Origin of the sequence: Roseateles chitinivorans (assembly GCF_002761755.1) — a bacterium.
Taxonomy (GTDB): Bacteria; Pseudomonadota; Gammaproteobacteria; order Burkholderiales; family Burkholderiaceae_C; genus Roseateles; species Roseateles chitinivorans.
Map to the genome: position 1 here is coordinate 12,867 of NZ_PEOG01000061.1, position 22,972 is coordinate 35,838.

Genomic DNA, 22,972 nt, shown 5'->3' on the forward strand with positions numbered 1-22,972 from the left:
GAGGACCGCATGCAAGGATCTGACAAGGGTCAGTCGACCCGACTCGACGGACGCGGCCTGCGCGTGGGCATCGTCCAGGCGCGCTTCAACGACGAACTGACGACCGCGCTGGCCAAGGCCTGCCTGGCCGAACTGAGCCGACTGGGCGTCCAGGACGCCGACATCCGTCACGTCACGGTGCCCGGCGCGCTCGAAGTGCCGGTGGCGCTGCAGGCGATGGCCGCCAGCGGCCGATTCGATGCGCTGGTGGCGCTGGGCTGCATCATCCGCGGCGAAACCTACCACTTCGAACTGGTCGCCAACGAGAGCGGCGCCGGCGTCACCCGCCTGACGCTCGACCACCGCCTGCCGATCGCCAACGCGATCCTCACGGTGGAGAACGAGGAGCAGGCCTGGGCCCGCGCCGAGGAAAAGGGCCGCGATGCCGGAACCGTCGCCGTCGAGATGGCGCAGCTGCTGAAAGAACTCAAGTGAACACCAAGGACACCTCCTCCCCCGCCGGCAAGCCTGCGGCCAAGAACGGCGGCAAGCCGGCCGCCAAGAAGGCGCCCGCCAAGTCCGCCCGCCGCCGCTCGCGCGAGCATGCGCTGCAGGGCATCTACCAATGGCTGGTCACCGGCGACGACATCGGCGTGATCGACGCGCACACGCGCGAGCAGGACGGCTTCGACAAGGCTGACCGCGGTCATTACGACAAGCTCTTCAATGGCGCGATCGAGGAAGCCGCGGAGCTGGACGCCGTGCTGGCCCGCCACGCCGACCGCAAGACCACCGAACTGTCGCCGATCGAGCATGCGATCCTGATGATCGGCGCCTACGAGCTGAAGAACTGCATCGACATCCCGTACAAGGTCGCGATCAACGAGGCGGTCGAGCTGGCGAAGTCCTTCGGCGGCACCGACGGCCACAAGTACGTCAACGGCGTGCTGGACCGCGCCGCGATCGACCTGCGTCCGGTCGAGGTGAAGTCGGTGCGCGGCTGATCCTTCGCGCTCCGCCGCTCCAAGGGCCCGAGGCGTTGCCGCCTGCGGGCCCTTGTTGTTTTCGGCTGCAAATCGGTAGGGATCGGAGGCGGCTGCTGCCGACAGCGGGTATGAGCTGAAGCAAAACTACATCCGGCGCTCCGAATGGCGACCGATCGGGCTCAATCATGTCCCCTGAGATGTCCCCTCCAGCCAGTACATGTAGCGAAAGTTCGGGCTTTCACTATCTGAGCGAGTAGTTTTACTTCAATAGCATCCGCCGACCTTTTGCAGGGAGACGGATATGCGCGTGCGGACTGGCAGCAGCTGGAAGACGGCGCTCGGCGCCTGGGCAATCGCTCTGAGCGGGCTGCTCGGCGGTTGTGGCGGAGGCACTGGCGAGGCCGATGCCGCGCGCGCGCAGGCTTCGGCTGGGGCCGCTTCGACGGCGGACGAACCCGGTGTCGCCCTGCTCGCCGCCGTTCCTGACGCCGATGGCACGGGCGGTGACCGCCGCGCGCGCACCGCTGCGGTCGCCTCGCCGGACGCGCCGGCCACCTCGCTGCGCGTCCACTACCGTCGCGCCGATGGCAATGCCGCCGGCTGGCAGATCCACACCTGGAACGCGGCCCGCAGTCCCAACTGGAACGAGGGCTGGAACGCGACAGGCAGCGACGACTTCGGCGTCTATTACGACGTGCCACTCGCCGCCGGCAGCGGCACCGTGGGCTTCCTCTTCCACAAGGGCGACGACAAGGACAACGGCGGCGCCGACCAGTCCCTGACTCTGCAAGCCGGTGCCAACGAAGTCTGGCGCCTGCAGGGCGACGGCACGACCTACACCAGCAACCCGCTGGGGCAGCCGGTGCCCGACCTCACGACGGTGCGAGTCCATTACAAGCGCTTCGATGCCAACTACGCGGCCTGGGGCCTGCACCTGTGGAACGGCAGCGGCCTGGACACGGCCGCCCTGCCCGGCGGCGTCACGATCGACCGCTGGAACCAGCCGGTCCCGTTCAGTGCGATGCCGGGCCACGTGGCGGGCAGCGACGAGGTGATCTTCGACCTGCCGGTGCTCAATCCCCGGGACGACGCCAGCCGCAAGGCACTGGAGTTCATCATCCATGGCATGCCGCCCAACGAGAACGACAAGGACGGCCGCGACAGCAATCTCCGCATCGAGTTCGGCGCGCTGACGGTGCAGGACCGCGTCGGCCAAGTCTGGCTGGTCGAGGGCGACGCCACCGTCTACACCGCGCCGCCCGACCTGCGCCAGGTCTCCAGCACCGACGCGCGCGCGGTGTGGCTCAACAGGACGCTGGTCAAGTGGCCGCGCATGAGTCCCGGCGGCAGCGTGCGGCTGTACCACTCGGCCACCGGCCAGATCGCCGTCGCGGCCGGCGCGGCAGTGACGGGCGCCGACGGCTTCCTCACCCTGGACGCCTTCACCGGCACGGTGCCGGAGGCGGCGGCGCGACGCTTCAAGTACGTGGCCAGCGGCGCCGTCTTCGCGGTGCGCGCGGCCGACGTCCCCCGGCTTGCCGCGCTGCATCAACAGCAACTGGTGCTGGCGCAGGTCGACGCAGGCGGCCGGGTGGTGAACGCGACGACCGCGCAGATCGCCGGTGCCCTCGACGACCTCTATGCGGCCGCCTACGACGTGCCCGATCTGGGCGCCACCGTGGCCAGGGGCCACACCAGCTTCAAGGTCTGGGCGCCGACGGCGCAGAACGTCCAGCTGGTGCTGACCACGCCGGTCGGCAGTTCCTCGCTGACCCGGACGACCACCGAGCCCATGAGCCGCGAGCCCGCGACCGGCGTCTGGTCCCTGAGCAAGCCCGGCAACCTGCAAGGGGCGAGCTACCGCTACCAGGTGCAGGTGTTCGTCAAGGGCGTCGGGCTGGTGCGCAATCTGGTGGCCGATCCCTACTCGCTGGGTGTGACGCTGGGTGGACAGCAAAGCGTGGTGATGGACCTCGACGCCGGCATCACCAAGCCGCCCGGCTGGGACGCCGGCGCGCCACCGGCGACGGTGAACGCGCCGTCCGACCTGAGCATCTATGAGCTGCACGTGCGCGACTTCTCGATCAACGACGCGACCGTGCCTCCGGCACGGCGCGGCAAGTACCTCGCCTTCGCCGAGGGCGGCTCCAACGGCATGCGCCATCTGGCGGCGCTGGCTGCGGCCGGAGTGACCGACGTGCATCTGCTGCCGGCGTTCGACTTCGCCACCGTCAACGAGAAGGGCTGCGTGACGCCCTCGCCCACCGGCGCGCCGGACGGCGAGACGCAGCAGGCCGCGGTGGCCGCCGCGGCCGCGGCCGACTGCTTCAACTGGGGCTACGACCCGCAGCATTTCTCGACGCCCGAGGGCAGCTACTCGAGCAATGCGAGCGATCCGGTCGCCCGGGTGGTCGAGTTCCGCCGCATGGTGCAGGCGCTGAATGCGGCGGGCCTGCGGGTGGGCATGGACCTGGTCTACAACCACACGACCTCGTCCGGCCAGAACGCCACCTCGGTGCTCGACAAGGTCGTGCCGAACTACTACTTCCGCTACAACGCCAGCGGCGGCATCGAGCGCTCGACCTGCTGCGAGAACACCGCGTCCGAGAACCTCATGATGGGCAAGCTCATGATCGACTCGGCGGTCACCTGGGTGCGCGACTACCGCATCAGCTCGCTGCGTTTCGACATCATGGGTCACCATCCGCGCGCGGTCATGGAGACGCTGAAGGCGCGCGTGGCGCAGGCCTCCGGGCGCGAGGTGCAGGTCGTCGGCGAGGGCTGGAACTTCGGCGAGGTCGCCAACGGCGCGCGCTTCGTGCAGGCGGAGATGCTGTCGCTGAACGGCTCGGGCATCGGCAGCTTCAATCCGCTGATCCGCGATGCGGTGCGTGGCGGCGGCTGCTGCGATTCCGGCGCGGCGCTGCGGGCCAACCAGGGTTACGTGAACGGCTTCTTCTACGACAGCAACGGCGGCAACGCCGGCCAGACCCGGGGCGAGCTGATGTGGCAGGCCGACCGGATCCGCGCATCGATGGCGGGCTCGATCCGCAGCTTCCGGATGCAGACGAGCTGGGACGAGCTGCTGCGACTCGACCAGATCGACGTCGGCGGCATTCCAGCCGGCTGGGTGCTGGAGCCCGGCGAGGTCGTCAACTACGTCGAGAACCACGACAACCTCACCCTGTTCGACAACAACGCGTTCCGCCTGCCGGCAGGCACCAGCCGCGAGGACCGCGCCCGCGTGCAGATCCTGGCCAGCGCGATCAATGCGTTCAGCCAGGGCGTGGCGTACTTCCATGCGGGCGGGGACACGCTGCGCAGCAAGTCGCTGGACCGCAACAGCTACGACAGCGGCGACTGGTTCAACCGGCTGGACTGGAGCTATGCCGACAACAACTTCGGCGTCGGCCTGCCGCCGGCGCGGGACAACGCCGACAACTGGGTTCATGCGCGGCCGCTGCTGGCCGACGCGGCGATCAAGCCCGGCGCCGCGGACATCGCCTGGACCCGCGACGCCTTCCGCGACCTGCTGCGCATCCGCAAGAGCTCGACGCTGCTGCGGCTGCGCACCGCGGCCGACATCCAGGCGCGGCTCAGCTTCCTGAACACCGGATCGACGCAGGAGGCGACGGTGCTGGTCGGGCGGCTGAACGGCGTCGGCTATCCGGGGGCCAACTTCGACGAGCTGGTCTACCTGATCAATGTCGACAAGACAGCGCATGCGCTGACGCTGCCCGCGCTGGCGGGTCATGCGCTGGTCCCGCATCCGGTCCACGCGACCGGCGCGGACGCCCGCGCGCGCCAGGCCCGCTTCGACCGCGCGACCGGCCGCTTCGAGGTGCCGGCGCGTACCGCGGTCGTGTTCGTCGTTCCCGCCGCATCGGCCCGCTGATGAAAGTCCTCCCCATGACGAGCTCCTCTTCCACGGCCGCCGCCGCCCTCGCCTTCTTCTCCTTCCAGGCCGCCGGAAGCGGCCAGGACGGCCGACGCGACCGAGACACCGCCCGCGATATCCGGAACGAGCGCTCTTGCGCACCAGCGCGCCGCGCGCTGCGCCTGGCCGTCTGGTCGCTGGCCGCGGCGATGGGTCTGGGCGCTGCCGGCGCGCAGGCAACGCCGGTCGCGGTCGATGTCAGCGGCGTGCAGAGCATGGACCTGCTCGGCGACGCGGGCAACACGGTCTGGTGGATCGACGTCGGCGCCCATGCGGTGCTGAACCGCCTGAGCTGGTCGATCACGCTCGAAGCGTTCTCGCCGAGCCTGCTGGCGGAGATGCAGCTGAGCTTCGGTGCTTCCAGCGGGCTGGACCAGGTCAGCTTCACGCCGGGCGGCGGCGATTTCCTCAGCGGCACGAGCCGCTACACGGGGATGCTCGACCTGGGCGGACTGGGCTTGAGCGTCGGCGCGGACGGCTTGCTGCGACTGGAGTTCAGCGAGGCCTTCAAGGACTTCGCGCCCGGCGTGGCCGACGGCCGCTGGCTGGGCGGCACGCTGACCTTCGACGTGACCCGTGCGACCGCGGTGCCGGAACCCGCCAGCCTGGCGCTGTCGCTCGCAGGGCTTGCCGCGATGGCGGGGCTTGGCGCGGTCAGACGTCGCGCATCCCGCCGTCCCGACTGACTCCCGCGCGGTCGCTCCGTGGCGCTATGCCGCCGACGGCACGAGCAACAAGCCCAGCACATGCTCGTCGACGTAGTGCGGCTGATCGGCGCGCTTGTAGAAGTCCCTGAGGGTCCCCTCGATCACGAAGCCCAGGCGCCGGTAGAAGGCGAGCGCCGGCTCGTTGTCGCTCTCGGCGTAGAGCTCGACGCGGCGGATGCCGTCGGCGCGGAAGTGGCTCAGCGCGTCCTCGATCATGGTCCGCCCCACGCCCTGCCCATGGCGCGCGGGATCGACGGCCAGCGTTCCCAGCAGCAGCACGTGATTCACGCGGCCCGGATAGCGCGTCGCGCGGTAGAAGCCGGCGATCGCGCCGTCCAGCTCCCAGACCCAGAAACAGCCGCTGTCCACGAGTTCCTCGTGGATCGGCCGGAAGGCCTCGAGCGTCATCGGCTCGTAGGTCAGGTAGGGGACGACCTTCGGGTGCGAGTAGATCGCGAAGACCGCTTCCAGGTCTTCAGGACGGGCGAGACGGCGCATGGAGAGGAACTTCCAGTGGAGATCAGGGTGACCGGCGATCGGGCGGGCATCGACGGACGCGGGAGTATCCGCCTCGTCCGTGCGGCGACCGAAAGTCCTGGGCGTCTTGGCCGACAGGCCGCGGTCTTCGGCCGGCCCCGGCGCTCGGCGCGCCAAAACTAGAATGGCGGCCGCACAGCACTTGCACCGAGCGATGAGACTCTCCGATCGCGTCCAGGCCATCGATCCCTTCTACGTCATGGAATGCGCCAAGCGCGCCGATGCGATCGCCCGCTCGGCGGTCTGCGATCCGGCGCAGGGCGGGCGGCCCATGATCTACCTGAACATCGGCGAGCCCGACTTCGGCGCCAGCCCCGCCGTCCGCGAGGCCGCCGCCCGCTTCACCGCCGCGGGTCGCATTCCCTACACCCATGCCAACGGTCTGCGCGCGCTGCGCGAGCGCGTCGCCGAGTGGTACCGGCAGACACAGCAACTCGCGATCGATCCCGACCGCATCGTCATCACCGCCGGCGCCTCCGCCGCGCTGCAGCTCGCCTGCCTGGCCCTGTTCCAGGCCGGCGACGAGGTGCTGATGCCCGACCCCAGCTACCCCTGCAACCGGCACTTCGTCGCCGCCGTCGATGCGACGCCGGTGCTGATTCCGTCCACCGCCGCCGAGCGCTTCCAGCTCAGCCTGGACCGCCTGCGCCCGCATTGGACCGAGCGCAGCCGCGGCGTGCTGCTGGCCTCGCCGAGCAATCCGACCGGCACCTCGATCGCGCCGGAAGAACTGGCCCGCCTCCACGCCTTCGTGCGCGAGCGCGGCGGCGTCACGATCGTCGACGAGATCTACCAGCCGCTGAGCTTCGACCGCCGCTACGGACGCAGCGCGCTCGCGCTGGGCGACGACGTCGTGTCGATCAACAGCTTCTCGAAATACTTCGGCATGACCGGCTGGCGCCTGGGCTGGCTGGTGCTGCCCGAGCCGATGATCGGCGCCGTCGAGAAGCTCGCGCAGAACCTCTACATCTGCCCGTCCACGATCGCGCAGCAGGCGGCCCTCGCCTGCTTCGAGCCCGACTCGATCGCCGAGTACGAGCGCCGGCGCGAGGAACTGCGCCGCCGCCGCGACCTGGTCGTGCCCGCCCTCGAGGCCATGGGCCTGCCGGTCCCGGTGCCGCCCGATGGCGCCTTCTACGCCTGGGCGGACGCGTCCGGCACCGGCCTGGGCAGCTGGGACCTGTGCATGGACCTGATGACGCACGCGCAAGTCGCGCTCACACCCGGCCGCGACTTCGGCCCCGCCTTCGGCGAACGCTTCCTGCGGCTGTCCTTCGCCTCCAGCATGGACGATTTGCGCGAAGCGCTCGCCCGGATCCGCGTCCGACTCGACCAGTTGAAAGCCCGCGCCGCATGAACGCCCCCGACTCCAGCGCCGTCCCGGTGCCCGCCCTGCTTGGCGGCCCGATCGCCGTCTCCGGCGCAACCGCCCCACCCGCCTACCAGCACGAGCTGCGCGTCTACTGGGAGGACACCGACGCCGGCGGCGTGGTCTTCTACGCCAACTACCTCAAGTTCATGGAACGCGCCCGCACCGAATGGCTGCGCGCGCTCGGCTTCGAGCAGGAGGCCATGCGTCGTGAGGAGGGCCTGATGTTCGTCGTCAGCGACACCGCCTTGCGCTATCTCGTCCCGGCGCGGCTCGACGACTGGCTGCGGGTCAGCGTCGAACCGGCGGAGGTCGGCCGCGCCAGCCTCACGATCGATCAGCAGGTCTGGCGCGGCGAGCAGTTGCTGACGCAGGGCCGCATCCGCATCGGCTGCGTCGACGCGCTCAGCCTGAAGCCGGCGCGCATTCCGGCCCGGATCCTGAACGCGCTGCAGGCCGCGCCGGCTTCGCGCGGCGGGCCGGGTGCGGTCTCTCCTTCGCACCGCTGACACGCTTCTTTGCATGTACCTGGCCCGCCGATTGCCGTCGACCCCGCCAGTCTTGTCACAATTCCGCCTTCGACCCCCGACCGGCCGCCGTTCACCGCCGGCCTCCGCGCGCCTGGGCGGCGGGCGCCGTCCTGCGATCACCCTTCGTTGACCTCATGAACCAAGACCTCTCCATCATTTCCCTGATCGCCCATGCCAGCCTGACGGTGCAGCTGGTGATCGCCGCGCTGCTGCTGGTGTCGCTCGCGAGCTGGAGCGTGATCTTCAGCAAGCTGATCGCACTGGGGCGCGTCAAGGCGCGCAATGAAGGCTTCGAGCAGGAGTTCTGGTCGGGCAAGAACCTCAACGACCTCTACACCAGCGTGTCCAACCGCCCGGACGGCGCGCCGCTGGAGCGAATCTTCGCCTCGGGCATGCGCGAGTTCCTGAAGCTGCGCGAGAAGCGGGTGGTCGACGCCGGCCAGTTGCTGGACGGCGCCCGCCGCGCCATGCGCGCCAGCTACCAGCGCGAACTCGACGCGATGGAATCGCATCTGTCCTTCCTGGCGTCGGTGGGCTCGGTGTCGCCGTACGTGGGCCTGTTCGGCACCATCTGGGGGATCATGCACGCCTTCGTGGGGCTGTCCAACCTGACCCAGGTCACGCTGGCCACCGTCGCCCCGGGCATCGCCGAGGCGCTGGTCGCCACCGCCATCGGCCTGTTCGCCGCCATCCCCGCGGTGCTGGCCTACAACCGCTTCGCGCGCCAGATCGACCGCAACGCCATCACGCTGGAGACCTTCATCGAGGAGTTCTCCAACATCCTGCAGCGCAACGCCGGCCAGCCCGCGCCGGCCGCGCAGCGCTGATCCGGAGGAACGGCCATGCCCGCGATGTCCTCCCGCGGCGGCTCGCGCCGCCGCACGATGAACGAGATCAACATGGTCCCCTTCATCGACGTCATGCTGGTGCTGTTGATCATCTTCATGGTCAGCGCGCCGCTCATCACCACCGGCGTCGTCGACCTGCCCAGCGTCGGCACCGCGCGCACGCAGCCGCAGCATGTGATCCAGGTGATCGTGGGAACCGACGAGCAGCTCAAGATCAAGCTCGACGGCGACCAGGATCCGTCGCCGGTGCCGCTCAAGGCGCTGGCCGCGCGCGTCAAGGACGCGCAGAAGGGCGACGCGGCCACGCCGGTCGTGATCTCCGCCGACCGCAACGTGAAGTACGAGGCCGTCGTCAAGACGATGGACGTGCTGCAGCGCGCGGGCATCCAGCGCGTCGGGCTGGCCGTGAAGAACGGCGCCCCGGCCGATCGCTGAGATCGGGAAGCGCCTCAGACGATGAGCAACGCGATGGACATCGCCTCCCGATTCCACCCTGAACGCGATCCGCTGCGTCCGCCGCCGGCCCCCGGACTGGGCCGCGGCTTCAGCCTCGCCGTCGCCGCGCACGTGCTGCTGGTGGTGGCGCTGAGCTTCGGCGTGAGCTGGCGCTCGACGCCGGTGCCGGCGCTCGAGGCGGAACTGTGGTCCGCCGTTCCCCAGGCCGCCGCGCCCAAGGAACAGCTGCCGACCGACCCGCAGCCCGAGCCGCCCCGGCCGCAACCCGAGCCCCCCAGGCCGCAGCAGCCGACGCCCCAGGAGGTCCAGGCGCAGCGCGACGCGGACATCGCGGTCGCCAAGGCCAAGGAGCGCAAGCAGAAGGAAGAGCAGGAGCAGCGCGAGGCCGAGGAGAAACGCAAGCAGGAGCAGCGCCGCAAGGACGAGGCCGAGCAGAAGGAGCGCGACCGCAAGGCCAAGGAGGAGCAGGCGAAGAAGGACGAGGCCAAGGAGAAGGCGGACAAGGCCAAGACCGAGAAGGCCCGCAAGGAGGCGGAAGCCCGTGCCGAGGCGCAGCGGCAGGAGAACCTGCGGCGCATCCAGGGCATGGCCGGCGCCAGCGGCGGCCCGACCTCGACCGGCACCGCGCTGAAGAGCTCCGGCCCGTCGGCCAACTACGCGGGCCGGATCAAGGCCCGCGTGCGGCCGAACATCATCTACGCCGATCCCGGCGGCCCGTCGAATCCGGAGGCCGAGGTCGAGGTCCGCGCCGGCCCGGACGGCACGATCGTGGCGCGCAAGATCGTCAAGTCCAGCGGCCTGCCCGACTTCGACGGCGCGGTGCTGCGCGCGCTCGACAAGACGGAGAAGCTGCCGACGGACACCGACGGCACCGTGCCGCGGGTGATCATCATCACCTTCCGACCCCGCGAGTGAAACGCAGGGGCAGCCCGACGCCATAGGCGTTGGCGCCCCCTGCCGGCTCGACCGTCTCGACCCGGGCCATCCAGCCGCGCGTCATCGCCACCGGCAGCCAGGCGCTGAAATCGAAGGCGGCGCCGGCCAGCTGAAGCGCTCGCTCGAGGTCGTGCCCGGCGAGGAGCGCCTCGAACCAGCGCAGCGCGGCCATGTTGATCGCCATCACCCGGCCATGCCAGCCGTCGCGCCAGGCGATCAGCGCCTCGCGCGCGCCGTTCCCGAAGGCCTCCTTCGGCAGCTCGAGCAAGCCTCGCAGCGACGGTGCGTGGCAGCGATGCAGCGCCAGGTGCTCCGCCAGCACCAGCCGCACCGCCGCGGCCGGCAGGCGTCCCAGCAGGACCAGCGAACCGGGGTCCTGCAACGGATCCGGAAGGCGCTCGACCTGGTGGAGGTTCCATTCGAGGCGCGCCAGCGCGGTCCACAGCGGCGGCAGCCCGACCGCCTCGGATTCGGCGAGCAGGCCGATGAGCGCCTCGCCCCAGCTGGCGAGGTCGCCCTGGACCGGCGGATGACGGCGCCAGCAGGTCCAGGCCAGCGCCGCGAAGCTGCCAGGCTGGTGAGCCTCGACCCGCTCGCGCAGGCGCGGATAGACCGCGGTCAGCGCCCGCTCGGCCCGGACACCGGCCTGGACACGGTACAGGCGCAGCGCCTGCGCCAGCCCGCCCGAGAGCGCCGGCAGCGCATGCAGGCCCACCGGCGCCAGGGCCAGGGCCTCGGAGTCGGAGGACGCGAGCAGGGTGTCGGCCAGCCGGCCCTGGCGTTCGAGCAGCTTGCGCCGCCCGTTCTGTTCGTCGATCTCATGCCGCGTCATCGTCGGACTCCTGGAACTGGATGGGAAAGCTGTCCCGGCCGCGCCGGTCCTGCCGCGGCGGCGGCGGTGCGATGACCTCGCGGTCGAAGGCCTGCTGCTCGCGGCGCGCCCGCGCGACCTCCTCGGTCAGCGTCGCCAGCGACGGCGGTGAGCGTCCGCGGTCGACCACCGTCGGCCGTGCGCCGATGCGGCCCAGCGCGTGGCGGTAGAGCGACCAGACGTCCTCGCCGACCGGATCGCCCTGCCCGCCGAAGGCCACCTCCTGCACCTGCGAATGGCCGGCCAGGTGGTACTGCCCGACGACGGCCGGATCGATCTCGTCCAGCCAGGCGAGGCCGGCCTGCACGCAGGCCTCGTCCCGCTGGCCGCGATTGAGCGCATTGACGATCAGGCTGCCCAGGTTGACCAGGATCCCACAGCCGGTGCGCCGCGCCAGCGCATTGAAGAACGCGGGCTCGCTCAGGGCGTCCTCGTCCCACGCGAGGCAGGTCGCGATCGGCTCCATCAGGATCTGCCGCCCCAGCGCTTCCTGCGCCGCGTCGACATGGTCCGCCAGCAGCGACAGGCTGCGCTCGCTGAAGGGAATCGGCAGCCGCGCGTGCAGGTGGATCGGCGCTCCGGGTCGATGCACGCGGTTGAAGCAGGCGTATTCGGACACCTGGCCCGGCTGCACCGCGTCGACCAGTTTCCTCACCTGCCGCAGGTGAGCGCCGTCGATGCCGATCGCCGAGCCCAGTCCCAGGCCCACGCCGTGCAGGCTCAGGGGAAACCGCCGCGCGGCCTCCAGCAGCAGCTGGCGGGCAGCGCCGCCGGGCGCCAGGAAGTCTTCGGTGACGACCTCGAGGAAATCGATGCCGGCCGCGCCGCGGACCATCGCCTCCTGGTAATGAGGCTGCCGCCACGCGATGCCGACGGCCACCGGCCACAAGGGGGCGCCGGCCCTCATGACGACGCCTTCGCGCCGCGGATGACGCCGCCGACGACACCGCCGATGGACCCCGACCCGCTCGTCACGCCGGACGGCGTTGGCGGGAGGTACTGCCAGTCGTCCGGCAGGTGGCCGGTCGCCGCCTCGGCTGACAAATCTGAAGGATCGTTCTGACCTGCCTTGATGAGGCCATACCACCTCTTGGTGTCGCGACCGTCAGGGGCATGGGCCGAGGTGCCCGCCGCCAGCGCGGCCGTCAGCGCGGCGAGGATGATGTGGCGTGTGGTCATGAACAACTCCGAGGGACGGGGCCTGGCCCCGCGAGGGTGGATGGATCGGCGCGTCGCCGGATCTCATCGATCCACCAGCCGCGCGCCGGGGCCCTCAGTTGTCGACCTCTCCCGCCCGTTTGGCGCCGGGTCGGTGTTCATTGACAAGGATCAAGCGCGCTGACGCCCTCCCCGCGCGCCGGCGCCTCAGCCCATCGACGCCATGCCCGCCTGATGCCACGCCTGCCACGCGGTATAGAGCGCGGTCACCCACAGCAGCAGCCCCACGGCGCGCAGCAGCAGCCGCTGGCGCCGCAGGCCGGCGGCGTCGGCGGTGCCGAGCCGGCGACGCCCGCCCGCGGCCAGCCAGGCCAGACCGCCGTAGACGCCGATCTGCGTCGCGGCGGTGACGATGCCGATCGCGCCGAGCTGCAGTGCCAGCCCGCCGCGCTCCGGATGCACGAACTGCGGCAGCACCGCCAGGCTGAAGAGATAGGCCTTGGGATTGAGCAGGTTGGTCAGCATCGCGCCGAAGAAGGCCGAGTGGGCGCGGGGACCGTCCGCGAGCTGCGCCTGGGTCGCGCCGGGTTCTGCGCGCATCAGGCCCCAGCCGAGCCAGCCCAGATAGATCGCGCCCGCCACCAGCATCGTCGTGAATGCGCCGGGCAGCGCCTGCAGCAGCAGGGCCAAGCCCATGGCGCCCATGGCGAGGTGGCAGAACGCACCGGCGACCACGCCGCCCAGCGCGGCAAGGCCCGCGCGGAGTCCGCCGGTCAGGCTGTGGCCGACGACGAAGGCCATGTCCATGCCCGGGATCAGCACGATGCCGAGCACCAGGGCGAAATAGAGCGTGAGTTCGGCGGCGGTCATCGGGGTCTCCTCTTCTGGTTGAGGAGACGCAGGGTAGGCGCGGGTCCTGTCAGGTTACGGCAGGAGCCTGGCTGCGCGCGGCTCCGGCCTGCCGCGTCGGTCGTCCAGCCGGATCGTCAGGCTCAATCCAGTTGCCCGCCACCGGCGCGGATCTCCTCCGACGTCAGCGCGACCTCGAGCGCCACCCGCGTGGCGGCCAGCAAGGTGTCCAGCGGGAGGCTGGGCGCGCCGGGGTGACGGGCCGCCTGCTCCGGCAGGTAGGGGATGTGCATGAAGCCACTGCGCGCGCGATGGTCCTTCAGGAGATGCTGCAGGCCGTAGAACAGGTGATTGCAGACGAAGGTGCCGGCGGTCTGCGACACCGAGGCGGGGAATCCCCGCGCCCGCAGCGCCGCGACCATCGCCTTGATCGGCAGCGTCGTGAAGTAGGCGGCCGGCCCGCCCGGAACCACCGGTTCGTCGATGGGCTGAGCGCCGGCGTTGTCGGGGATCCGGGCGTCGTCGACGTTGATCGCGATCCGCTCCAGCGACAGGTCGCAGCGACCGCCGGCCTGACCGATCGCCAGCACCACCGACGGCTTCACCCGCGCCAACGCCTCGTCCAGCCGCCTCAGCGCCGCGCCGAAGACGCAAGGCAACTGGACCGCCACGACGCGCGCGCCGCCGACGACCTCGCCGTTGAGCGCCCGGGCCAGTTCCCAGGAGGGATTGATGGCTTCGCCGCCGAACGGCTCGAACCCGGTCACCAGCAGGTTGTTCATGGTCGGCGAGTCTAGCCGCGCGGACGGCTTGAGCGAACTCAACCCGCCCCCTCGCCCTAGGCGAACCGGGAAGGTGCCCCGCAAGACTGCGCGGGTCCCCAAATCCCGCCTGCCTGCCATGCGTTCAATCTCCCGTGCCCGCCGGTCCCCATCGAGCACCCGTCCCTCGATCTCCTCACGCGCCGGCCGCGCTGTCGGTGTCGCGCTCACCCTCGCCGCCCTGATGACCGCCTGCGGCGGCGATGGCGGTCATGACCGCGCCACCGGCGACATGCCCCGCCTCGGCTCTTTGAGCCTGCAACGTCTGGAAGTCGCCCAGACCCATCTGCTGCCAGACGGCGTGCGCGTCTGGGCGCCACCGACCCCGGCCAATGCCTCCGAGTCGCTGCATCTGGTGGGCGCGCGCGAGGCGCTGGCGCTGGTCCAGCTGTCGGCGGTCAACGCCGAACAGCCCGTGCTCGAAGGCCTGATCGACGGCCGGTCGCTCGGCACCGTCCCGCTCCGCCCACCGTCGCAGTTGCCGGCGACCGAAGCTGGCGGTCCGGCCTACGCGACCGACCTGCACAGCGCGCTGCTGCCGGCCGCCTGGCTCAAGCCGGGCCTGAGCTTGCGTGCCAAGGCCGCCAATTACTCCGCGGGCGAGGCGCGCGCGGTCGAGGTCGGGGCCGACATGCCCTTCACCGTGCGCGTGCTGCCCTTCTACCTGTTCGGCGCGGACGAAACCAATTCCGGCCGTCCGCTGAGCGTGACCGGCGCGCCGCCGGCCGACGCCATCGCGGAGATGTTCGCGAAATGGCCCGTCGCCCGGCTCGACGCGGTGAACCACCCGGCGCGGCTCGTGCAATGGCCGAGCCTGGTGATCGAGCCCCGCAAGGACGCGAGCGGCCAGCCGCGGGCGGCCTATGTCGCGCGCTCGACCGGCGACTACCAGGACGGCTTCGCCGGACTGGCGGGCGTGCTGGGGGTGCTGGGCGCCCTGCGCGGCGCGAATGGCGATGGCCCGTTGCCGGTCCAGTACTACGCGCCGCTGCTCGCGCTGGACCGCGCCGGCCACTACCAGGGTGCCGGTGGCGGGCTGGGCGGTGGCAGCAATGGCGCCGGCGACGAGCACTACACCGGCATCTTCATCCACGAGCAAGGTCACGCCTTCGGCCTGCCGCACGTGGGCGACGCCTACGACGATGGGCGCTATCCCTATGCGTGGGGCAGCCTGAACGGCTCGACCTGGGGCTACGACGCCCACCGCAAGGAGTTGCTGGCGCCCTTCGTGCCGTCCACGGCGGCGTCGTACGCCAGCTGCAAGTCCCACGCTTTCGGCGGCAAGCCGCGGACGCTGGACGAGGTGGGCCGATGCGTCAAGCAAGACCCGATGCAGAGCGGCGCGGGCGACCAGGCCGCCGGCTACCGCTATGCCACCTTCTCGGACTACAGCACGGCCGTCATGCAGCGCTACTTCGAAGGCCGCACGACGCTGGACAGCCACGGCAAGCACCTGCCGGACGGGCGGCTGGTGGCCGACCCCGCCTTCGCGAGCGGCTACAAGCAGTGGGACACGATCGACAAGCGCTGGGTCGAGGCATCGACGACCACCGCTTCCGGCGGCCTCTACGGCCTGGACCGCGGCCTGCCCTGGCAACGCGACCGGCCGGTGCATGCCATCGTGGTGACCATCAGCAACGCGGGCACCGCCGGTGCCACGCAGATCTACCCGCCGCTGAGCTTCACCGGCAACCTGCTACGCGGCATCGACCCGACCGTGGCCGAGGATCGCGCGAGCATCGTGCCCGACACCTCGGTCAACCCCTGGTACTGCCGCAACGGCGGCTGCGACTTCACGCTGCGCCTGACCTACGCGGACGGCAGCGTCCGGCATCGGCTGCTGCAGGGCGGATTCCGCCCCTTCAACCAGGCACGCGGCACACCGTCGGCCGCCAGCCTCGACCCCCTCGACCGGGCCAGCTTCCGGCTGTTCGCGGTTCAGGTGCCGGGCGAGCAAGGCCTGACCCGCATCGAGCTGCTCGAAACCCCGATGGCCTGGGAAGGCCTGCCTGCAGTGCCACGCGTGCTGGCCGAGCGCTCCCTCTGACCGATCAGCCCGGACTGGCAGGCACGCCGCCTGCTTATCCGGGTAGTGGGTCCCCCACAAACGAGTTACTCTCCCGCCCTATATCTGCCTGGACACAGAACTCTGCGGAGACCGCCCCCTATGACCGACCCGTCCGTGCCGCTGCAATGGCCTCAAGCCCAGCCGTCCGCCTCGCCGGCGGCTGACGCGGTACCGCCGTTCGAGTGGCCGACGCCCCCTTTCGCCGCCTATCCCCGGCCACGCACCCAGCGCGAGCCCCAGGCCTGCGAGATCCTCGGCCTGAACGGCAGTCGCACCGTCGGCAAGGTGATCCTGATGGTGCCGGGCGAACGCCTGGCGCAAGTCGTGGTACCGCCGGCGCGCAATGCGATGCCGCTGAAGTTCTCCCAGTTCAAGGCGCTCAAGCTGCTGCATGCGATCGAGGTCCCGCCGCGCGATCCGGCCACGGCGAACGACCCGCTGTCGCTGGACCAGCGGCCGCGCAGCGATTTCAAGCTGGTCTACCAGGGCGGCGAGGAACAGAAAGGCGTCACCATCGGCCACCATGAGACCGACCTGGGCCTGTTCCTGTTCCCGCCGGTCAGCGAGACCAGCGACTGGGTGCGCTGCATGTTCGTGCCGCGCGAGGTGCTGATCAGCTTCGAGGTCGGCGAGCGCATCGGCGACCTGCTGGTGCGCCAGCAGGTGGCGACGCAGGAACAGGTCGATGCCGCGGCCGGCGAGCAGCGCGACCTGCGCGACCGCCGCGTCGGCGACATCCTGGTGGCGCAGCACATCGTCTCGGCCGAGCAGTTGATGCTCGCGATCGAGCAGCAGGCCAAGATGCCGATGGTGCGCATCGGAGAGGCGCTGCTCGCGCTGGACCTGGTCACGCAGGCGCAGCTCGACGAGGCCCTGGCGCAGCAGAAGCAGGACCGCTCGGTGCCGCTGGGCGAGCTGCTGGTGCGCAAGGGCATCGTCACCCGCGCGCAGCTGCAATCGGCGCTGGCGCGCAAGATGGGCTATCCGCTGGTCGACGCGGACAACTTCGCGATCGAGCCGGACGCGGTGCGCAAGCTGCCGTTCTCGGTCGCCAAGCGGCTGGAGGTGCTGCCGCTGGTGCTGCGCGACGGCCGCCTGATCGTCGCGATGGAAGACCCGACGCGGCGCGACTGCATCGACGAGGTCGAGTTCATCACCCAGCTCAAGGTCGTGCCGGCGCTGGCACGCCTGGGCTCGCTGCAGTTCGCGATCCCGACCTCCTACGAACGCTTCGGCAGCCAGCCGATCGCCAACCGCGACGGCGGCCTGCCGCCGCTGACGATGGACTTCGAGCTCGACAGCTCCGACAAGCTGATCGAGACGCTGGAGCGCGAGGGCCAGGAGCAGGTCGCGCGCGAGGCGGCGCGCGAGGAGGAGAAGGAACGCCAGATCGAGCAGAGCGACAACTCGCTGGTCCGGCTGATCAACACGATGATCATCGACGCGCACAACCAGAACGTGTCGGACATCCACATCGAGACCTATCCAGGCAAGGAGAAGGTCAAGATCCGCTTCCGCAAGGACGGCGTGCTGCAGCCCCACCTGGAACTGCCGCACACCTACCGCAGCGCGATGATCGCGCGCATCAAGATCATGTGCGACCTCGACATCTCCGAGCGCCGCAAGCCGCAGGACGGCAAGATCAACTTCGCCAAGTTCTCCGAGCGCCACAAGATCGAATTGCGCGTCGCCACCATCCCGACCAACAACGGCCTCGAAGACGTGGTGATGCGGATCCTGGCGTCGGCCAAGCCGATCCCGATGGAGAAGCTGGGCTTCTCGGAGCACAACCTCAAGGAACTCAAGGCGGCGTCGGAGCGGCCCTATGGCATGGTGCTGTGCGTGGGTCCGACCGGCTCGGGCAAGACCACCACGCTGCACTCGGTGCTGGCCAACATCAACACGCCGGAGCGCAAGATCTGGACCGCCGAGGATCCGGTCGAAATCACCCAGGCCGGGCTGCGGCAGGTGCAGGTCAATCCGAAGATCGACTGGACCTTCGCCAAGGCGCTGCGCGCCTTCCTGCGCGCCGACCCGGACGTGATCATGGTCGGCGAGATCCGGGACGAGGAGACCGCCGAGATCGCGGTCGAGGCCTCGCTGACCGGCCACCTGGTACTGTCGACGCTGCACACCAACAGCGCGCCGGAAACCGTCACCCGCCTGCTGGACATGGGCATGGACCCGTTCAACTTCGCCGACTCCCTGCTCGCGGTGCTGGCGCAGCGGCTGGTGCGGCGCATCTGCCCGGCCTGCCGCAAGTCCGAGCCGATGCCCGAGGCGACGCTCAACGAGCTGCTCGACGACTACCTGCATGTGTTCTCGGCCGAGAACCGGCCGCCACGCGAGCAGGTCCTGGCCGAGTGGAAGGGCCAGTTCGGCCAGCCCAACCTGCTGCATTACCACTCGCCCGGCTGCGACAAGTGCGATCACACCGGCTTCAAGGGGCGCGCAGGACTGCACGAGCTGCTGACCGTGTCGCGGCCCATCCGCCGTCTGATCCAGACCGGGGGACGGGCCGAGGAGCTGATGCATCTCGCGATGTCCGAGGGCATGCGGACGCTGCGCCAGGACGGCATCGCCAAGGTGCTGCAGGGCGTCACGACGCTCGGAGAGGTTCGGTCGACCAGCAACCAGTAGAAGAAGCCTGCGACGGCCCGGGCGTTGGCCGCGATGGCAACAGTCGAAGAAGCCTGCGACGGCCAGGGCGTTGGCCGCGATGGCATGGGGCCTTGGCGTCAAGCGCCAAAACCCCAAGCCATCCCGTCCCCGATCAGCACCGTCCTTCGACGGATTTGAGACCGAGGACATTTGCGACCGAGGACGTCAATCAGGCGGCGGCCAGTTCCAGGATTGGTGCGGCCATCCGCGCTGCGGCGCCGCGATGCGCCGCGGCGAACGCGGTCGCCGCGGCCGCCATCGCCTCGCGTTCCTCGGGCTTGGTGAGCAGGGCCAGGGCGTCGTCCAGCGCCTGGGGAAGCGTCTGGACGCGACGCGCCGCGCCCGCCTGCAGCGACAGTTCCGCCGCCTCGGCGAAGTTGAAGGTGTGCGGGCCCATGAACAGCGGCACGCCGCAGGCCGCCGTCTCGATCAGGTTCTGGCCGCCCAGTGGCTCGAAGCTGCCGCCCAGGAGCGCCACGTCGGCCAGGCCGTAGTACAGCGCCATCTCCCGCATCGAATCACCCAGCCACACATCCGCCACGCCCGCGCTCAGCGGCGGCGTGGCGATGTCGCTGCTGCCGAAGGCGCTCCGCCGCGCGAGCGTCAGTCCCGCCTCCGTCACCATCGCGGCGATCTCGTCGAAGCGCTGCGGATGACGCGGCACGATCAGCAGCAGCGGTGAGCCCGCCTGCGCCCTCGCCCGCGTCGCCGCCTGCCAGGCCGAGAGCATCGCGGCCTCCTCGCCCTCGCGGGACACCGCCAGCATCACCACCGGCCGGTTCAAGCCGGCGCGCCAGTCGCGCCCCCGCGCGAGCAAGGCCTCGTCGGGCTGCAGGTCGAATTTCAGGTTGCCGCTGACCCGCACGTCGGCCACGCCGGCCTGGCGCAGCCGGTCGGCGTCCTCGGCGGTTTGAGCGAGCGCCAGGCGCAGGCTGCGCGCCGCCGGCGCCAGCAGCGCCTTGAATTTCTCGCCGCGGCGCAGGCTGCGCGCGGAAAGCCGCGCATTGGCCAGCATCATCGGCACGCCGGCCTTCAGCGCCTCGTGCTGCAGGTTGGGCCAGATCTCGGTTTCCATCAGCACGCCGACCGAGGGCCGTGTGCGCCGCAGGAATCGCCGCACCGCGCCCGGTGTGTCGAAGGGCAGCCAGCGCTGCGTGTCGCCGTCGCGCAGCAGCGCCCGACCCGCCTCGCGACCGGTCGCCGTGGTGTGCGTGAGCAGCAGCCGCAGGCCGGGCCGCTCCTGCCGCAGCCGCTCGACGAGCGCCGCGGCCGCGCGCGTCTCGCCCAGCGAGACCGCATGCACCCAGACCGAGCCCGGCTCGATCGCCGCGCCGAAGCCGAAGCGTTCGGCCGGATGCGCCGCATAGAGCGGTTCCTGGCGTCCGCGCAGGAACAGTCGCAGGAAGTACGCCGGCGCGGCCAGCCTCAGCACCGTGCTGAAGACACCGCGCGCCAGGCGTTCCTTGAACGAGTCCGGCATCGCCGGCGCGCCCCCGGGCATCACCATGTCGGTCCTCGGCGAAGGCCAGGCACGCCCGGGCGGCAACGCGGGCCGATCAATGGCCCGAGGTGAAGGTGATGTCCGGCTTCACCCGCGTGAGCTGGGCCAGGACTTCCTTCTGGATGCGCTCCAGCGCCTCCTGGGTGTGACCCTCGAAGCGCAGCACCAGCACCGGTGTCGTGTTGGACGCGCGCACCAGGCCGAAACCATCGTCGTACTCGACGCGGATGCCGTCGATGGTGACGATCTCCTTGGCATTCGGGAACTCGGCGATCTCCTTGAGCTTGGCCACGACCTCGTGGTGCTCGCCCTCCTTGCAGGGCACGTTCAGCTCGGGCGTGTTGACGCTGTTGGGCAGGTCGTTGAGGACCTTGGACGGATCCTCGCTGCGCGACAGGATCTCCAGCATGCGCGCGGCCGTGTACATGGCGTCGTCGAAGCCGTACCAGCGCTCGGCGAAGAAGATGTGGCCGGACAGCTCGCCGGCCAGCGGCGCGCCGGTTTCCTTGAGCTTGGCCTTGGCCAGCGAGTGGCCGGTCATCCACATCAGCGGCTTGCCGCCGTGCTCGCGGATCCACGGGGCCAGGCGCTGCGTGCACTTGACGTCGAAGATGATCTCCGAGCCCGGCAGGCGCTTCAGGATGTCCGCGGCGATCAGCATGATCTGGCGGTCCGGCATGATCATCGTGCCGTCCTTGGTGACGATGCCCAGGCGATCGCCGTCGCCGTCGAAGGCCAGGCCCAGCTCGGCATCGGTGGCGTGCACGACGCGCCTGAGGTCCTCGAGGTTCTCGGGACGCGACGGATCCGGATGGTGGTTGGGGAAGTCGCCGTCGACCTTGGAGAAGATGTCGATGACCTCGCAGCCCAGCGCGCGCAGGATGGCCGGCGCGGTCGCGCCGGGGATGCCGTTGCCGCTGTCGACGACGATCTTCATCGGACGCGCCAGCCTGGCGTCGCGGACGATGCGCTGGGTGTACTCGGCGGTGATGTCCATCGCGGCGACGCGGCCCTGGCCGGTGGCGTAGTCCTCGGCCTCGATGCGGCGCTTCAGGCCCTGGATCTGCTCGCCGTAGACGGCGGCGCCCTTGAGGACCATCTTGAAGCCGTTGTAGTCCTTGGGATTGTGGCTGCCGGTGACCTGGATGCCGGAGTTGCAGCCATGCTTGCCGCGCGTCGCGGCGACGTAGTACAGCATCGGCGTGGTGACGGCGCCGATGTCCACGACGTCCAGCCCGGTCGACTTCAGGCCGCGGATCAGCGCATCCACCAGCGACGGGCCGGACAGGCGGCCGTCGCGGCCGACGGCGACCGCCTTCTCGCCGAGCTTGAGCGCCTCGGTGCCGAAGGCCTTGCCGAGGTGCTCGGCCAGCGCCTCGTCCAGCGTCGTGCCCACGACCCCGCGGATGTCATAGGCCTTGAAGATGGATGCGTGAACTTGCATGTGCGTCCTTGCAGGTAGGGGGTGGATTCAAAAACTGGGGCGCATTGTAGGCAGGCCCCATGAGGCGTCCGTGTAACCCGGTGCACGCAGGCAAATCGCGGACCAAGGGGGCGCGCGGCGCCCCCGGGCCGCCACAGGGACATGTCCGGAAACGGCCAGAACCGCCGGGATCGGACTCCTATCATCCCGGCCATGGACTTCCTGCTCGACCCCGATCACTGCTACCCGGCGCTGCTGGCGCGCGACGCGCGCTTCGACGGCCAGTGGTTCGTCGGCGTGACCTCGACCGGCGTGTACTGCCGGCCGATCTGCCGGGTGCGCACCCCGCGCCGGGAGAACTGCCGCTTCTTCCCGAGCGCCACGCTGGCCGAGGCCGCGCGCTTCCGCCCCTGCCTGAAATGCCGCCCTGAACTGGCGCCCGCCGCACGCCCCTGGAGCACGATGGACGCCGCCGAGGTGCTGGCCCGCGAAGCGGCGCGCTGGCTCGACGAATGTGCGCCGGAAGAGGCCTCGCTACCCGCGCTGGCGGCTCGCCTGGGCGTCAGCGAACGGCATGTGCGCCGGGTCTTCACCGCCGTGCATGGCGTGGCGCCGCTGCAGTACCTGCAGACGCGCCGCCTGCTGCTGGCCAAGCAGCTGCTGACCGACACCCGGCTGCCGATCGCCGAGGTGGCGCTGGCGGCCGGCTTCTCGAGCCTGCGCCGCTTCAACGCCGCCTTCCAGGAGCATTACCGCCTGAGCCCGACCGCGCTGCGCAAGGGCGGCGCGCAAGCCGAGGGCGCCCTGCCCGACCGCGCGCCGGAGACCGCCGAGCTGCGCCTGGACCTGCGGCCGCCGCTGCTCGGCACCGAGCTGCTGCGCTTCCTGGCCGCCCGCGCGGTGCCGGGTGTCGAGCAGGTCGACGTGGCCGGGTTGTCGCTCGCGCGCAGCGTGCGGCTGACCCGGACCGGCCAGCCCGACCTGCTCGGCTGGGTGGCGTTGCGCCTGAGCCCGGAGGGCGCCGAGCGCCCGCAGGTGCGGGTCTCGCTGAGCCCCTCGCTGTGGCCGGCGATCGCGACGCTGATGCCCCGGCTGCGCCGCTGGCTGGACCTGGATGCCGATCCGCAGGCGATCGCCGCGGCGCTCGGCGACACCCTGGGCCCGGCCGCCGAGGGACTGCGGCTGCCGGGTTCGCTGGACCGTTTTGACGGGGAGGTCGGCGAGGCCGCGGCCGACCGGTCGGAGGCGGCCATCGCCTCGGTCAATGCTGGGGGAAGGGACTTCTGGAACATGGGGTCTCCGCAAGGGGCTGTGAATGCGGAGGCGATCACATCA

20 protein-coding genes are annotated in these 22,972 nt (G+C 70.5%); 12 read left to right on the plus strand and 8 right to left on the minus strand.

Annotation, left to right across the window (positions count from 1 at the left end; genetic code table 11):
• Positions 1 to 9 precede the first annotated feature (9 nt).
• The 4 genes from ribH (at position 10) to CS062_RS19420 (ending at position 5,588) form a co-directional block, all read left to right on the plus strand.
• A complete protein-coding gene (gene ribH / locus CS062_RS19405) occupies positions 10 to 474 on the plus strand; it encodes a 6,7-dimethyl-8-ribityllumazine synthase (protein WP_099863209.1) in 465 nt (154 codons plus the stop codon).
• A complete protein-coding gene (gene nusB / locus CS062_RS19410) occupies positions 471 to 983 on the plus strand; it encodes a transcription antitermination factor NusB (protein WP_099863210.1) in 513 nt (170 codons plus the stop codon). Before ribH ends, nusB begins: the two co-directional genes overlap by 4 nt.
• A 283-nt stretch (positions 984 to 1,266) precedes the next feature.
• Positions 1,267 to 4,860, plus strand: coding sequence for an alpha-1,6-glucosidase domain-containing protein (locus CS062_RS19415; RefSeq protein ID WP_099863211.1), 3,594 nt, complete (start codon positions 1,267 to 1,269; stop codon positions 4,858 to 4,860).
• A gap of 14 nt (positions 4,861 to 4,874) precedes the next feature.
• On the plus strand, positions 4,875 to 5,588 hold the full coding sequence (locus CS062_RS19420) for a PEP-CTERM sorting domain-containing protein (protein ID WP_233218156.1): 714 nt from the start codon (positions 4,875 to 4,877) through the stop codon (positions 5,586 to 5,588).
• A 24-nt stretch (positions 5,589 to 5,612) separates the two neighbouring features.
• On the opposite strand, the gene CS062_RS19425 is transcribed toward CS062_RS19420, so the two are convergent.
• Positions 5,613 to 6,107, minus strand: a complete 495-nt coding sequence (locus CS062_RS19425) for a GNAT family N-acetyltransferase (protein ID WP_099863212.1) — start codon at positions 6,105 to 6,107, stop codon at positions 5,613 to 5,615.
• 193 nt (positions 6,108 to 6,300) lie between these two features.
• On the opposite strand from CS062_RS19425, the gene CS062_RS19430 reads away from it, so the two are divergent.
• The 5 genes from CS062_RS19430 (at position 6,301) to tolA (ending at position 10,264) form a co-directional block, all read left to right on the plus strand.
• On the plus strand, positions 6,301 to 7,503 hold the full coding sequence (locus tag CS062_RS19430; protein ID WP_099863213.1) for a pyridoxal phosphate-dependent aminotransferase: 1,203 nt from the start codon (positions 6,301 to 6,303) through the stop codon (positions 7,501 to 7,503).
• A complete protein-coding gene (gene ybgC, locus CS062_RS19435) occupies positions 7,500 to 8,024 on the plus strand; it encodes a tol-pal system-associated acyl-CoA thioesterase (RefSeq protein ID WP_099863214.1) in 525 nt (174 codons plus the stop codon). Before CS062_RS19430 ends, ybgC begins: the two co-directional genes overlap by 4 nt.
• Before the next feature lie 155 nt (positions 8,025 to 8,179).
• Positions 8,180 to 8,872 (plus strand): protein TolQ, encoded by a 693-nt coding sequence (gene tolQ, locus CS062_RS19440; protein WP_099863215.1) that lies wholly within the window; start codon positions 8,180 to 8,182, stop codon positions 8,870 to 8,872.
• A gap of 15 nt (positions 8,873 to 8,887) precedes the next feature.
• Positions 8,888 to 9,328 (plus strand): protein TolR, encoded by a 441-nt coding sequence (gene tolR, locus CS062_RS19445; RefSeq protein WP_099863216.1) that lies wholly within the window; start codon positions 8,888 to 8,890, stop codon positions 9,326 to 9,328.
• 33 nt (positions 9,329 to 9,361) lie between these two features.
• On the plus strand, positions 9,362 to 10,264 hold the full coding sequence (gene tolA / locus CS062_RS19450; RefSeq protein WP_099863217.1) for a cell envelope integrity protein TolA: 903 nt from the start codon (positions 9,362 to 9,364) through the stop codon (positions 10,262 to 10,264).
• Here tolA and CS062_RS19455 read toward each other — a convergent pair.
• From CS062_RS19455 to pcp, 5 genes are all read right to left on the minus strand, one after another.
• The gene (locus CS062_RS19455) at positions 10,242 to 11,117 is read right to left on the minus strand and encodes a hypothetical protein (RefSeq protein WP_099863218.1); all 876 of its coding nucleotides are present in this window, start codon (positions 11,115 to 11,117) and stop codon (positions 10,242 to 10,244) included. The two genes, tolA and CS062_RS19455, sit on opposite strands and share 23 nt — an antisense overlap.
• Positions 11,104 to 12,063, minus strand: a complete 960-nt coding sequence (locus tag CS062_RS19460) for an MbnB/TglH/ChrH family RiPP precursor modification enzyme (RefSeq protein ID WP_099863219.1) — start codon at positions 12,061 to 12,063, stop codon at positions 11,104 to 11,106. The genes CS062_RS19455 and CS062_RS19460 overlap by 14 nt, the downstream gene beginning before the upstream one ends.
• Positions 12,060 to 12,335, minus strand: a complete 276-nt coding sequence (gene bufA1 / locus CS062_RS19465; protein ID WP_099863220.1) for a BufA1 family periplasmic bufferin-type metallophore — start codon at positions 12,333 to 12,335, stop codon at positions 12,060 to 12,062. Before bufA1 ends, CS062_RS19460 begins: the two co-directional genes overlap by 4 nt.
• A gap of 186 nt (positions 12,336 to 12,521) precedes the next feature.
• The gene (locus tag CS062_RS19470) at positions 12,522 to 13,184 is read right to left on the minus strand and encodes a LysE family translocator (RefSeq protein WP_099863221.1); all 663 of its coding nucleotides are present in this window, start codon (positions 13,182 to 13,184) and stop codon (positions 12,522 to 12,524) included.
• Positions 13,185 to 13,306: 122 nt separating this feature from the next.
• Complete coding sequence (gene pcp / locus CS062_RS19475; protein WP_099863222.1) at positions 13,307 to 13,945, minus strand: pyroglutamyl-peptidase I; 639 nt, start codon at positions 13,943 to 13,945, stop codon at positions 13,307 to 13,309.
• Positions 13,946 to 14,063: 118 nt separating this feature from the next.
• On the opposite strand from pcp, the gene CS062_RS19480 reads away from it, so the two are divergent.
• The gene (locus CS062_RS19480) at positions 14,064 to 16,031 is read left to right on the plus strand and encodes a M66 family metalloprotease (RefSeq protein WP_158238840.1); all 1,968 of its coding nucleotides are present in this window, start codon (positions 14,064 to 14,066) and stop codon (positions 16,029 to 16,031) included.
• Positions 16,032 to 16,151: 120 nt separating this feature from the next.
• Complete coding sequence (locus CS062_RS19485; RefSeq protein WP_099863224.1) at positions 16,152 to 18,692, plus strand: GspE/PulE family protein; 2,541 nt, start codon at positions 16,152 to 16,154, stop codon at positions 18,690 to 18,692.
• A gap of 190 nt (positions 18,693 to 18,882) precedes the next feature.
• Here the strand turns inward: CS062_RS19485 and CS062_RS19490 are convergent, their stop codons facing one another.
• Both CS062_RS19490 and CS062_RS19495 read right to left on the minus strand, forming a co-directional pair.
• Positions 18,883 to 20,220: a 3-deoxy-D-manno-octulosonic acid transferase gene (locus CS062_RS19490; protein ID WP_368372864.1), complete on the minus strand. Its 1,338-nt coding sequence runs from the start codon at positions 20,218 to 20,220 to the stop codon at positions 18,883 to 18,885.
• Positions 20,221 to 20,269: 49 nt separating this feature from the next.
• Positions 20,270 to 21,658, minus strand: a complete 1,389-nt coding sequence (locus CS062_RS19495; protein ID WP_099863225.1) for a phosphomannomutase/phosphoglucomutase — start codon at positions 21,656 to 21,658, stop codon at positions 20,270 to 20,272.
• A gap of 192 nt (positions 21,659 to 21,850) precedes the next feature.
• On the opposite strand from CS062_RS19495, the gene CS062_RS19500 reads away from it, so the two are divergent.
• The coding region (locus CS062_RS19500; RefSeq protein ID WP_099863226.1) for a bifunctional transcriptional activator/DNA repair enzyme AdaA at positions 21,851 to 22,972 on the plus strand (1,122 nt) is incomplete at its 3' end.

Coding starts and splice junctions, on each gene's coding strand:
- ribH (WP_099863209.1), top strand. CDS start 10: ATGCAAGGATCTGACAAGGGTCAGTCGACCCGACTCGACGGACGCGGC.
- CS062_RS19415 (WP_099863211.1), top strand. CDS start 1,267: ATGCGCGTGCGGACTGGCAGCAGCTGGAAGACGGCGCTCGGCGCCTGG.
- CS062_RS19420 (WP_233218156.1), top strand. CDS start 4,875: ATGACGAGCTCCTCTTCCACGGCCGCCGCCGCCCTCGCCTTCTTCTCC.
- CS062_RS19425 (WP_099863212.1), bottom strand. CDS start 6,107: ATGCGCCGTCTCGCCCGTCCTGAAGACCTGGAAGCGGTCTTCGCGATC.
- CS062_RS19430 (WP_099863213.1), top strand. CDS start 6,301: ATGAGACTCTCCGATCGCGTCCAGGCCATCGATCCCTTCTACGTCATG.
- ybgC (WP_099863214.1), top strand. CDS start 7,500: ATGAACGCCCCCGACTCCAGCGCCGTCCCGGTGCCCGCCCTGCTTGGC.
- tolQ (WP_099863215.1), top strand. CDS start 8,180: ATGAACCAAGACCTCTCCATCATTTCCCTGATCGCCCATGCCAGCCTG.
- tolR (WP_099863216.1), top strand. CDS start 8,888: ATGCCCGCGATGTCCTCCCGCGGCGGCTCGCGCCGCCGCACGATGAAC.
- tolA (WP_099863217.1), top strand. CDS start 9,362: ATGGACATCGCCTCCCGATTCCACCCTGAACGCGATCCGCTGCGTCCG.
- CS062_RS19455 (WP_099863218.1), bottom strand. CDS start 11,117: ATGACGCGGCATGAGATCGACGAACAGAACGGGCGGCGCAAGCTGCTC.
- CS062_RS19460 (WP_099863219.1), bottom strand. CDS start 12,063: ATGAGGGCCGGCGCCCCCTTGTGGCCGGTGGCCGTCGGCATCGCGTGG.
- bufA1 (WP_099863220.1), bottom strand. CDS start 12,335: ATGACCACACGCCACATCATCCTCGCCGCGCTGACGGCCGCGCTGGCG.
- CS062_RS19470 (WP_099863221.1), bottom strand. CDS start 13,184: ATGACCGCCGCCGAACTCACGCTCTATTTCGCCCTGGTGCTCGGCATC.
- pcp (WP_099863222.1), bottom strand. CDS start 13,945: ATGAACAACCTGCTGGTGACCGGGTTCGAGCCGTTCGGCGGCGAAGCC.
- CS062_RS19480 (WP_158238840.1), top strand. CDS start 14,064: ATGCGTTCAATCTCCCGTGCCCGCCGGTCCCCATCGAGCACCCGTCCC.
- CS062_RS19485 (WP_099863224.1), top strand. CDS start 16,152: ATGACCGACCCGTCCGTGCCGCTGCAATGGCCTCAAGCCCAGCCGTCC.
- CS062_RS19490 (WP_368372864.1), bottom strand. CDS start 20,220: ATGGTGATGCCCGGGGGCGCGCCGGCGATGCCGGACTCGTTCAAGGAA.
- CS062_RS19495 (WP_099863225.1), bottom strand. CDS start 21,658: ATGCAAGTTCACGCATCCATCTTCAAGGCCTATGACATCCGCGGGGTC.